The sequence below is a fragment of the Acidobacteriota bacterium genome (assembly GCA_016713675.1).
In the GTDB taxonomy this organism is placed as follows: Bacteria; Acidobacteriota; Blastocatellia; order Pyrinomonadales; family Pyrinomonadaceae; genus OLB17.
Map to the genome: position 1 here is coordinate 1251030 of JADJOS010000001.1, position 12490 is coordinate 1263519.

General features: G+C 52.8%; 9 protein-coding genes. 7 read left to right on the forward strand and 2 right to left on the reverse strand.

Going from position 1 to position 12490, the window contains the following annotated elements:
- Window positions 1–52 precede the first annotated feature (52 nt).
- From IPK01_05675 to IPK01_05700, 6 genes are read left to right on the forward strand one after another with little or no spacing between them, the layout of a single operon-like run.
- Window positions 53–1426 (forward strand): gluconokinase, encoded by a 1374-nt coding sequence (locus tag IPK01_05675; protein MBK7932981.1) that lies wholly within the window; start codon window positions 53–55, stop codon window positions 1424–1426.
- 11 nt (window positions 1427–1437) lie between these two features.
- On the forward strand, window positions 1438–3456 hold the full coding sequence (tkt, locus tag IPK01_05680) for a transketolase (protein ID MBK7932982.1): 2019 nt from the start codon (window positions 1438–1440) through the stop codon (window positions 3454–3456).
- Between the two features lie 2 nt (window positions 3457–3458).
- Window positions 3459–4922: a tetratricopeptide repeat protein gene (locus tag IPK01_05685; protein MBK7932983.1), complete on the forward strand. Its 1464-nt coding sequence runs from the start codon at window positions 3459–3461 to the stop codon at window positions 4920–4922.
- Between the two features lie 57 nt (window positions 4923–4979).
- A complete protein-coding gene (locus IPK01_05690) occupies window positions 4980–6101 on the forward strand; it encodes an alanine racemase (protein MBK7932984.1) in 1122 nt (373 codons plus the stop codon).
- Window positions 6102–6148: 47 nt separating this feature from the next.
- Complete coding sequence (locus tag IPK01_05695; protein MBK7932985.1) at window positions 6149–7816, forward strand: hypothetical protein; 1668 nt, start codon at window positions 6149–6151, stop codon at window positions 7814–7816.
- 33 nt (window positions 7817–7849) lie between these two features.
- Window positions 7850–8341 (forward strand): DinB family protein, encoded by a 492-nt coding sequence (locus tag IPK01_05700; protein MBK7932986.1) that lies wholly within the window; start codon window positions 7850–7852, stop codon window positions 8339–8341.
- A gap of 6 nt (window positions 8342–8347) precedes the next feature.
- Here the strand turns inward: IPK01_05700 and IPK01_05705 are convergent, their stop codons facing one another.
- Window positions 8348–9304 carry a hypothetical protein gene (locus IPK01_05705; protein ID MBK7932987.1) on the reverse strand — a complete coding sequence of 319 codons (957 nt, stop codon included), beginning with the start codon at window positions 9302–9304 and terminating at the stop codon, window positions 8348–8350.
- 113 nt (window positions 9305–9417) lie between these two features.
- On the reverse strand, window positions 9418–10101 hold the full coding sequence (locus IPK01_05710; GenBank protein ID MBK7932988.1) for a hypothetical protein: 684 nt from the start codon (window positions 10099–10101) through the stop codon (window positions 9418–9420).
- Window positions 10102–10517: 416 nt separating this feature from the next.
- Between IPK01_05710 and alaS the strand changes: the two genes are divergently transcribed.
- The gene (gene alaS, locus IPK01_05715; protein ID MBK7932989.1) at window positions 10518–12407 is read left to right on the forward strand and encodes an alanine--tRNA ligase; all 1890 of its coding nucleotides are present in this window, start codon (window positions 10518–10520) and stop codon (window positions 12405–12407) included.
- Window positions 12408–12490: the final 83 nt, after the last annotated feature.

Sequence of the window (12490 nt, forward strand, 5' to 3'; positions counted from 1 at the left end):
AGCTGGCGACTGACATCTGTTTTTTACATCGGGCCGCGACGGTCTCAATCCCTTGAAACAACCTCTGATCCTATCTCTCGATATCGGCACATCGAGCGTTCGCGCCGCAATTTATGATTCCGACGCAAATCCGATCCCACGTGCTTCGGTCAAGATCGAGCGCTCATTTAGCGTTACGCCCGACGGTGGATTTGAGATCGATACGGGCCTTGCGATCGATCAGGTCGTGGCTACGATCGATCAGGTCCTCGAAAAAACAAACAAACTAAAGGGCGAGATCGCGTATGTCGCATCGTGCTCATTCTGGCACAGCCTAGTCGGTGTCGATGCGAGAGGCGATCACACGCCCGTCGTTCTAGGCTGGGCCGACACGCGGGGCCGTGCGTTTACTTCCGTCCTTCGAAAGCGCTTTGACGAGACCGCAATTCACAACCGAACCGGTGCCAGATTTCACTCCAGCTTTTGGCCGGCAAAGCTGATGTGGCTGCGAAAGGAATTTCCGGATGCATTTTCGCAAGCTGCGGTGCTGATGTCGTTTAGCGATCTTTTGGGTTTCCGGTTTTTTGATGAAATGGCCACGAGCGTCTCGATGGCTTCGGGAACCGGCATTTTCGATATCCGAAAATGCGCATGGGACGCGGAGTTGATCAAATATCTGAAGATCAAGCCGGCCATGCTTCCCACAATCGCGGCGGACGATCAAACATTTAAGCTCAACAAAAAATACGCAAAACGCTGGCCGCGGCTCGCTAATGCCGAATGGTTTCCGACGATCGCGGACGGCGCCGCTGATAATATCGGTTCGGGCTGCATGACAAAGTCGAAAGCAGCGTTGATGGTCGGCACATCCGGGGCGATGCGTGTCGCATACGAGGGCCAACTGCCCGCGAAGATTCCCGACGGCCTCTGGTGCTACCGCATCGACCGCCGACGCGTCATCCTCGGCGGAGCATTGTCCGACGGCGGCAATCTATACGCGTGGATGAAAAAGAACCTTAATCTGCCAAAGGACGCCGAACAACAGATTGCAACCCGCTTGCTCGGAGCCCACGGATTAACCGTCGCACCGTATTTTCACGGAGAACGCAGTACGCTTTACCGCGAAGACGCCCAAGGCGGGATCAACGGCCTCACCGCGGCGAACGATTCCATCGACATTCTCCAAGCCGCGATGGAATCGGTCGCCTATCGCTTCGCCGAAATCTTAAAACAGCTAAACTCGGTCGTAAGAGTAAAAGAAATAGTCGCCTCCGGCGGAGCCCTCCGCGATTCTCCCGTCTGGACGCGGATAATCTCGGACGTACTGGGCCGCGAACTGACCATGAGCAGCGTCCAGGAATCATCTTTGCGAGGTGCCGTTTTGCTTGCACTCGAAAGTATTGGCAGAATAGACAGTATCGACTCAAACCAAATTTTGCTCGCTTGATCAATTTCCAAATGACAACTGAAAAACTCAACCTCGACCAACTCTGTATCAACACCATTCGCACACTTTCGCTGGATGCTATTCAGAAGGCGAATTCCGGGCATCCGGGGCTGCCGCTTGGGATGGCACCTGCGGCGTATGTGTTGTGGACCAAGTTTCTGCGGCACAACCCGAAGAATCCGAAGTGGTTTGGCCGCGACCGGTTTTTGTTGTCGGGCGGGCATGGGTCGATGCTGATCTACAGCTTACTGCATCTGACGGGCTATGATCTGTCTATGGACGAGATCAAGCGGTTCCGGCAATTACATTCGAAAACGCCGGGGCACCCTGAGAATATTATGACTGCGGGCGTCGAGGTGACGACAGGGCCGTTGGGACAAGGCTTTGCGAACGGCGTCGGAATGGGCATCGCTCAGGCTCATCTGGCGGCGAAGTTCAACAAAAAAGGCTTTCCTGTCGCCGACGGATTCATTTACAACATCTGCTCCGACGGCGATTTGATGGAGGGCGTCAGTTACGAGGCTGCTTCGCTGGCCGGGCATCTGAAGCTCGGCAATCTGATCTATCTCTACGACGACAACCAGATCACGATCGACGGTTCGACCGATCTCGCGTTTACCGAGGACCGGACCAAGCGGTTCGAGGCTGCAGGTTGGCACGTCTCTGAGGTCGCTGACGGCAACGATCTGAAAGCGATCGAAAAAGCGATCAAGGACGCTCAGAAGGTCAAAAACAAACCGTCGCTGATCCGAGTTCACACGATAATCGGTTTCGGGATGCCGAAACAGGGAACGAGCAAGGCCCATTCCGATGCTCCGGGCGAAGAGGCCGTCAAGGAAACAAAGCGCAATCTCGGTTGGCCTGAGGACAAGAGCTTTTACGTCCCGAAAGAGGTTTCCGCACACATGCGGCAAGCTGTAAAAAACGGTGCCGCAATCGAAAAGGAATGGGAGGCTCTCGTTAAACAGTACGGGAAGACTCATCCCGAACTCGGTGCCGCGTTCGCATCGATCCGCAGCGATTCGCTGCCCGACGGTTGGGAGAAAAGCTTGCCGAAATTCGACGGGGTCGAGGCAAAAGCAACACGCGCATACAGCGGCGATGTGATCAATGCCATTGCCGATACCATTCCGCAGATGCTCGGCGGCTCGGGCGATCTGACGCCTTCAAACAACACTTACATCAAATCATCAGCCGATATTCAATCCGGGCGATTTGAGAACCGCAACGTCCACTACGGCATTCGCGAACACGCGATGGGCTCACTGATGAACGGCATGGCACTGTACGGCGGCGTGATTCCTTTTGGCGGTACGTTTCAGACGTTCTCCGATTATATGCGGCCGGCGATCAGGCTAGCGGCGTTGTCGCAGATCCGGACGATCTTTGTCTTCACCCACGACTCGATCGGCCTCGGCGAAGACGGTCCAACGCACCAATCCGTCGAACACATCGCCGCGATGCGTGCGATACCAAATCTCGCGGTCATTCGCCCGTGCGACGCCCACGAAACCCGCGAAGCCTGGCGCGCCGCACTAAAACGGACAAAAGCCCCGACCGCATTCGCCCTATCACGCCAAAAGGTCGCTCTCATCGACCGCAAAAAATTCGGTGACGCAAAGGGCCTGCACAAAGGTGCATATATTCTCGCCGAGGCCGAAACAAAAGCCGGAAAGGCTGCAACACCAAAACTCATTCTGATCGCCACCGGCTCCGAAGTCGGCCTGGCAATGGAGGCTCGCGAAAAGCTAAACGCCGAAGGCACGCCGACCCGCGTAGTCTCAATGCCATGCTGGGAATTCTTCGACGCTCAGCCGCAAAAATACCGCGACGAGATCCTGCCGCCAAAGGTAACGGCCCGTCTCGCCATCGAAGCCGGCGTTTCACAGGGCTGGCATAAATACACGGGCGACAGCGGCGACATTCTCGCCGTCGATAAATTCGGAGCCTCGGCACCTGCGGAAGATGTGTTCCGGGATTACGGTTATACAGTCGAAAATTTATTAAAGCTCGCAAAAGCGTTGATCTAGCTATGAAGTTTGCATATGTGAGAATGATATTGTTGGTAATGAGCACGGTTTTGGTGTCGCTGGTCTCGCTTTACGGCCAGACCCCAGAACAGCTAAAGCGTGCGTCGGAGCACTTCAAACAGGGCAACGAACATTACCGCAACGATCGCTACGATGCCGCAATTGCAAGTTTTTCTGAGTATCTTAAGATCCAACCTCGTGGTGAAACTGCTTGGTACAATCGGGGATTAGCATACCGTTTGAAAGCCGAATTGGCGATGAGCCGGCTGGACTTTGATAGGGCTGAGGCTGACTTTTCTCAGGCCATCAAGGTAAACCCAAAAAACGCCGATTACTGGTCCGAGCGTGGAGTGGTACGAATTAGGCTCGCTGAGATCGACACAGCCAAACGGCCGCAGGCTATCACGGATTTCACTGAAGCGATCAAGTTGAATCCGCGCCTTTCTCAGGCTTACAGCGGACGCGGACAGATGTACGAGGCCCAGCGTGACAATGCCAAAGCAATGGCCGACGTCAATGAGGCTATCAGGTTGAATCCGAAGGACTTCGTTGCCCTCTTCACACGCGGAAAGCTCTTTTCAGTCTCAAAGAAATACACAGCAGCCCGGGCCGACCTTGAAAAGGCGATCAAGCTTTATCCAAATTATGACCTGGCGAAATCGCATCTCAACTACGTAAATTCAGAGTTGGCAAAGGCTAATCCGACCAAGGTCGCGGTGGGGGGAACGACTCCACCAGTTGCAACGATAGCGATCACCGATCCGTACGACGGCCGAATACTCGCGGAAAATGCTCTCAAGGCAGGAAACTACTTGTCGGCTATCGATCTGGCGACATGGTCATTAGTACTGATCAAGCTTGACGCGGAAGGTACACCGAGCAAAGATATGTTGACGAACGTTTATTTTGATCTCCTGATCACGCGTGCCCGATCTTATGAAGCCCTTAGGCGATTCACGGAGTCAGATCGGGACCGAGGGACCATCGCAATGGCCGGTATGAAAGGCATGAATCGTTATCTTGACGCAGCAGATGTCGAATTGCAGAAAGATAAGATCATGCAGGGAACGGGTTTTCTCTTTGCTCAGACCCAGACGATCACTGCTACGTCAATATGCGATCAGTCGCTGGGATCAACCATGGAATGGGCAGATCTTGTGATCAAGAATCGGCCTAATGACGAAATTCGACGGGGAGCCGGAGCAGCATTGTACGGTGTCAAGGAGATATGTTCGACCACTTATATCATCCACGCGATGTACCAGTCCGGTTCGACGATGCTCTCGTCCGTAAACGCCTCCAAGGCACGCATCGACGCGGTTGCATCGCTTACGACCGCGATAAGCCTTTCGCCAAAGAACCGAAAGGCCTATCAAGATCGGGCAAAACTGTATCGTGCGCTCGGAAAAGCAGACCTGGCAGCCGCAGACGAACAAAAGGTCCGCGAGCTGCCGCCTTCAAAATGAAAGCTTGAGTTTAATGAAGTCCTTACGGTGTCTAATTAGCTCCGTTCGGTGACCCTTATGGACCTGCATTCCATCTCAACACCATCCTTGATCTTGGACATGTCACGCGTTCGACGTAACGCCGAGCAAATATCGTTAATAGCGGCCGACGGTGGAGCACGTTTGCGACCGCATATAAAGACCCACAAATGTGTCGAGGTCGCCCGCATTCAAACCACCGGACATAACGGTGCGATTACGGTTTCGACGCTCGCTGAGGCCCGGGCGTTTGCGGCTAATGGTTTCAATGACATAACTTATGCTGTGCCGATCGAACCCGGGAAATTTGCTGACGCGATCGAGATATTGCGAAGCGGCTCAAAGCTCAATTTACTCACCGACGATGCCGAAACTGCAAAACAGCTCGACGCGGCTGCCGGGCGAGCAGGTGTGAAATTCAACGTGTTCGTAAAGATCGATTGCGGCACACACCGCGTCGGCGTTGAGCCGCACACTGCTGATGCTATTGAGATTCCGCGACAACTTTCGGATGCGCAAAATCTGCATTTCGCCGGAATTCTCACGCACGCCGGACATTCGTATGACGTCCAAACCGTTGAGGAGATTAAGGCAGTTGCTCGTCACGAACGTGATTGCATGGTCGATCTGGCGACGAGATTGAGGGAAACGAGCATCGAGGTCCCAACCGTCAGTATTGGTTCGACGCCGACGATAAATCACATCGACCATCTCGACGGCATCGACGAAGTTCGGCCGGGAAATTACATTTTCTTCGACAATTTTCAAGCGACGCTCGGCAGTTGCTCGTTTGAAGATACGGCTTTGACCGTACTTGCGGCGGTCGTGCATCGCAACGCGTCGCGGCGAAAATTGGTAATAGACGCCGGCGGCATCGCAATGTCAAAAGATCGCGGCCCGGTCGGCCTCGACCCGACGTGTGGTTATGGCCGCGTCCTTGATCTCGAAGGCGTCGACACAGGAATGCGTCTCACATCGCTCTCGCAGGAACACGGCGTGATCCACGCCGGAGAAGATACCGCATTCGATCGTTTCAAGGTCGGAGACCGCATTCGGATCCTTGCAAATCACTCATGTATGACCGCCGCCCAGCATTCGCATTACAATGTTCTGGAAAGCGGCGAGATCGTTGACCGTTGGAAAATTAATTCCGGTTGGTGATACCGGAAATTTGTGGTCTACGCTTTACTGTTTGGAGAAACGGTAAAATGAGCAAAATAACCACCCGCTCTTATATAGTCCTGGCGACGTTATTTTTATCCCTTGCGATTGGCTCAAATGCGCAAACGACTGGCTTTTCCTACAAGATCAGACCAACTCCACTCTCGGACCGGACCGAACTAAACATTTCTCTTAGTTTTCAAAATAAGAACAGCGAGCCGCTTACGGTAAAACTGCCGTCCGATTGTTTCGGAACTCCCGACCTTTCCAAGTATGTGTCCCGCTTTGAAGGCATCGCGGGCACCACCGTACAAGACGCCGAAAGCTCGACTGAGCGTCGCGTTAAGCCAAACTCGGATGGCACAGTTTCGCTTCGATACACGCTTTCTTACGACCCGAAGGCGATGGATGCGTCGCCGTATTCGCCAAACACTAGCGCCGGGCATTTTCACCTCGCGGGCTGTCAATACTTGCTGCCGATCGGAGACATCAATCAGAAAGTGCCGTACCAGATCGAGATCGACGGAATTCCGTCCGGTTGGAAGATATATTCGACGATCAGTGCGAACGCTTCAAAATATTCGGTCCAATCGAGCTATGATGACCTGAGTTCGTCAGCCATCGGCGGCGGTGCGAATGGTCACATTTTTAACACAAAAAAGGGACGCGTCGCAGTTTTTGCTCATGGTGATCTTCATATCCCGCGGGCCAAGATATATGCGTCGATAGAACAGATCATTCGCGCCGAACGTGCGTGGTTTAATGACTATGAGCAGCCCAACTATACGATCGTCCTCGCACCGCGAAGCAATGTTAACGCGGGTTATGCTCCCGACAACGGTTTTATTTGTTTTGTTGACCCAAAGACCAAGATCGAAGATCTGTACGTGCTCGTCGCTCACGAGTTCTTTCACAATTGGCTCCCGAATAAGATCGAGATAATTCAAGACAAGAAATATTCCGATGTGAGGTTGGAATGGTTTTCCGAAGGGTTTACCGACTATTTCGCCCGCAAAATATTGACCGAGGCGAAGCTTATGACGGCGGATGAGATTGTCACCTGGGTAAATCAAAACACCCACAACATTGCCGATAATCCGCATCGGGCGAAAGGTTACGATGAGCTTATCGATCTGGGTAAAACGGGCAAATTCGACGGTGTTGCGAAAAAGCTCGCCTATTTTCGCGGAGCATTGATCGCGTTAAATTGGGACGCTCAGATTCGGCGTTCACGTAAAGATAAAGATCTGGGCGATCTTATCCGAGAGCTGTATAGGCTCGCGGCCGCGTCGAAAGGCAATATAACTGAGGATACGTTAGTAAAAATTGCTAGCGAAAATGGCGTCGACGCCAAGGGCGATATCGAACGATATATTATGCGAGGCGAGCCGATCGTTCCTGACGAACGAGCAATTCCCAGATACAGACTTCACCTCATCGAAAAGCCTTCGTTCGAAATAGGATTTTCACTCGAAGAAACGCGAAAAGCAAAAAAGGTCACCGCCGTGAACAAGAACGGACCTGCCTACAAAGCCGGTTTGCGAGACGGAATGGGTTTCGTTAGCGTCGAGAACGCTTACCGCTTTAGCAACGCGTGGAAGCCTGATCTGCCGTTGATCGTAAAAGTGACGATTAATGGTGAGGAAAAACACGTCGAGTATTTCCCGCACGGGGTTTCGTTCAAAATCGCGGTCTTCACGAGAATGGAAAAGTAGCAAAGTTACGTCGGGTCGACATATATTTACGATATGACAAAAGCGATCTTACTCGAACAATTCACAGCCTGCTACGACAAAGACGCCTGGTTCGTCGCGCTTAAAAACACACTTGAAGCCGTGACGGCGGACGAGGCGTTGTGGAAGCCTCAATGTTGCGATAACTCGATCTGGGAAACAGTCAGCCACCTGAACTATTACAATTTCGCCTATGTCGAACGGTTCAAGGGCGTGGATTATCAATATCCGGCGGATGACAATGACGCGACATTTACGGCCGGCGAAGCGACTGCGGAAACGTGGAATGCAGAAACCGCGAGGCTTGACGCGATCTTGACCGAGTTTCGCGACTTGATCGCCAACGCCGACGAGAGCAAATTCAACGAGCCCGTTTCAAAAACAAATAGGGCGTCGTGGGCGACATTGATATCAAATATCAACGCCCACAACGCCTATCATGCCGGACAAATATTGTTGTTAAGAAAGCTGCAAGGCAGCTGGGATCGCTCAAAAGGTGTCAGCTAACTCCTTTTATTTTGTGCACTTAGAGTGTTCCCAGCTGACGAGTTTGTGATTCGAATACTGGTCTCGCGTAACGACCGCCTGAATGACCTGCGTCTCGTTGCCTTCACTAACCTTCATACAAATTCGATAGGTCATCGAGAACATTCCCTTTTCCTCGCGTTTCAGTATCTCAACAAGCTTGTGATCGACGCCAGTGTCCTTTGAATGCTCGCCGACAGCCCAATCTGCCGCCATATCGACTCCTGCAGTAAATTCCTTTTCGACCGGCTTGAAACCGTCGCCGTCTCCTCCTCCGCATTTCATCTCGGTCCAGCTGACCAGCTTATGGTTCGAATACTGATCGACATTTACTAGTGTTTGAGCCGTTGTCGCTTTGCCGTTGACCGTTGTTTTGAGACATAGCCTGAAATTACGTGCGCCGAGTTTCGGTTCCAGATCTTCGCCTTTGATAATCGTCGCGGGCGTGATCGTAGCTTTGGTTTTCTTCGCCTGTTCCTTCACGGCAAAATCGGCCGCAAGCTCGGCACCTGCGTCAATGTTTTCGATCTCCTTATAGTCCGTGTTCGGCTTAAAGTCGCCGACCGATCCCATGCCTCCGCCTGAGTCCGACTTGCCGCAGGTCGATTTTGACCAGCCCATGAGGCTAAAATTCGAATACTGATCCACCGACACGATCGCTTGGGCAAACAACCTTTTACCCGTAACCGTAGCCTCAAGACAGAGCATAAAGTCCCTCGCGCCCATCTTTGGTGTCTTATCCGACGCCTTTACGATTCGGTCCAGGCTTATCGTGGTCTTGGCCCTCGTCGCCTGTTCCTTTACCGCAAAATCGGCCGCGAGCCGTACACCGGCGTCGAGCTCCGTAGGCTGATAGCCGCCCGGCTGTGCCGAAACAGCCGAAAATGCAATAAAAATGACCGCGAATGTGGAGAGCAAAATTGATGCAAGTGGTGGTGTTTTCATATTTATCCTCAGATCTTTATTTCTCCCGGTCTCGTTATCGGTTAACGGAACATTTGAGTCAAACTGAACCTATATGATCCAAGCTTGCCGGGGCCAATCCTTGTAGCGGTGAGTCACATACTCGCACCGGCCACACCGCATTCTGATTCTTTCCAACTAGATAGGCTATAGTTCCGCTTGAAATCTTGATAAATGACGGTGCTGATCATAAACGGTTCATCGCCTTCGACATTTACCAGCATACAAATGCGGTAGTTCATACCCTGAACGACCTGACGCTCCGCCTTTACGATCTCGACGACCTCGAACTCCGCTGCCAACTTCTTTGACTGCGCCTTGACCGCAAAATTCGCTGCCGCAACGACCTGAGCATCGGTCTTCGGGGCGGTTCCGAATCCGCCGACAACGATCTGCTTAGTTACCGGTGCGGCGGCCGAGTCGCCACAGCTCGAATCGGCCCAGCTCGATAGCTTTTTATTGCCTTTCAGATCCACATATACAACCGCCTGAACGTGAAACGCATCGTTGCCGTCTGCACTGACTTCCATACAAAGCCGGTAGTTCGAGCCCTGCACTACCTGGCGTTCGGCCTTAACGATGTCTTCCAACTCATATTCTCTCCCGGTATTTTCCGATTGGGCTTGTACCGCAAAATTGGCCGCTGCTACTACGCCGGCGTCTGTTTTTGCGACGACCTTATAGCCGCCAACGATGATCTGAGCAGAGCTTGCCGTAGCAAAGGTCAGAACCGCCGCAAAAGCCGCGAGCACTACTGCCATTCGAACGTTTGATCTCATATATTTCCTCTCGCAGTTGAATTAATTAATCTCGTAATTCTGAGGTTAGAACCGGCGAAGTGTCAAACGGTTGCCTGCAATCGAACCAGCTTATAATATTCATAATCTGTGACTATGGGTCCATCTGTCAGTTGCCGATATCTCTCGCGTCAATTCCGCGAGAACAAATGTGCATCGGCTGTTCATCTCCTCAGCTTTCATATCGGAATTCCAAACAGAATGTTCACGGCCAATATATATTACAAAACCTAAGTCGCGGTTTCGTCTAATTTCTGGTTTTGTGATGATTTGCACGCGGCTCGGAAGGATCAGATGGAACTTCATGGATCTGTCCCATTGAAATTTACTTCAACCGCATACATCTGCCAAAATCGCTCGATCCGCGTTCAAATATAATTTGTTATATTATCTATCTAATGAGTGTTTACGACGAACTGACCGAGACCCAACAATTTGCTTCACGCGTGATCGCCGACCACGCGCGTTCCACCGCGTTTGCCATCGCAGACGGAATTCTGCCCGGCAACGAAGGCCGCAACTATGTCCTTAGAAAGATCATGCGCCGTGCCATCTACCATGGCCGCGAGCATTTGGGTTTGAACGATCTTTTCTTCTACAAGGTCTGCGACTTTGTCGTCTCCGAGATGAAAGGCGTGTATCCGGAACTTGAGACCCAACGCGACTTCATCGGCAAAATGGTCCGCATCGAAGAAGAACGATTCGGGAACACCGTGACCGTCGGGCTCGGAAAACTGAACGAACTCGGTATTTCCGGCAGCACACCACAGGATGATGACCTTTTCCTCTCGATCGGAAAACTCTACGACACATTCGGAACGCCGCGCGATCTGATTCGCGTCTATCTCGAAGAGAAAGGCCTCGAATTTGAAGAGGACGATTTCAACGAACGCTTTGATTCCGCTCTGCAGGATCTCCAATCGCAGGGCACGGTCGGCCAGACCACACGCAAGTCCCAACCTTCGCCGGTCTATGCCGAGCTGCTCGAAAAGGTCGGGGTTAACCAATTTCATGGTTACGACACGACGCATCTCACCGGAGCAAAAGTAGTCGGAATACTCGACGGCGAAACGTCCGTCGAAACTCTAGCCGAAGGTCAGCAAGGCAGTGTGGTTCTTGATCAAACTCCTTTCTACGCCGAGGCGGGCGGTCAGGTCGGCGACGTTGGCAAGCTGATCGCCGCTGATTCGACCGCTGCTGTTGCCGATACGTATTCGCCTGTTGCAGGACTCATCATTCATAAGGTAACGGTCGAAAATGGCTCGCTTAATGTCGGCGACGAGGTCACCGCGTCGGTCAATGCCGAAAAACGCGATGCGACGCGGCGAAATCATACCGCGACTCATCTTGTTCACGCTGCTCTAAGGGAAGTTCTGGGAACACACGTAAAACAGGCCGGTTCGGTCGTCGGGCCGAATGTCCTGCGGTTCGATTTTACGCATTACCAACCGATGACCACGGCCGAGATCGCAGAGGTCGAGGATCTGGTCAACCGCGAGATCCTTAAGAACGACACGGTAAACACCAACGTCATGAGCATCGAAGAGGCGATGTCCGGCGGTGCAATGGCTCTGTTTGGGGAGAAATACGGTTCGGCGGTGCGCGTATTGAGCGTGGGCGACGGAGGCTTTTCGAAAGAGTTGTGCGGCGGCACGCACGTCCGGGCGACCGGCGACATCGGCTCGTTCAAGATCACCGGCGATGAAGCGATCGCGTCCGGCGTCCGCCGCATCCGCGCGATCACAGGCTTTGACGCATTCAACCGCTTCCGCGAAGACGAACGCCTCATCGACGCGTCGCTCGGGGCCTTGAACACCCAACGCGACAACCTGCCAAACGCCATCGCGAGATTACAGGAAGAGCTGAAGAAGACACGCAAGGAAATGGACGAGTTAAAACTCAAGATCGCGACCGGCTCGATAGGCGATGCGTCCTCGGGCGGAGATGAACACAGAGAAATAAACGGCGTTAAAGTTTTAGGAAAAATCGTCGAAGGCCTCGACAGCGGCGGAACGCGTCAGCTTTCCGATACGTTGCTCGCCCGTCTAAAATCCGGCGTTGTGATAATCGGCCGTTCAGACGAAGGCAAGGTCGGCATCATCGTCCGTGTCTCGGACGACCTTACATCGCAAGTAAAGGCTGGCGACATCATTCGCGAGATCGCTCCGATAGTTGGCGGCCGCGGCGGCGGCAAACCCGACATGGCCGAAGGCGGCGGCACCGAACCCGCCAAACTCGCCGACGCCATCGAAACAAGCTACGCCGTCATCGAGCGAATGTTGAGCTAGTTTTTTAACAGGATCTACAAGTTAAGCATGATAGGAAAAGATTCACCCGACCGTTATTTGGTCCCCGGTCCTGTTTATCCGGT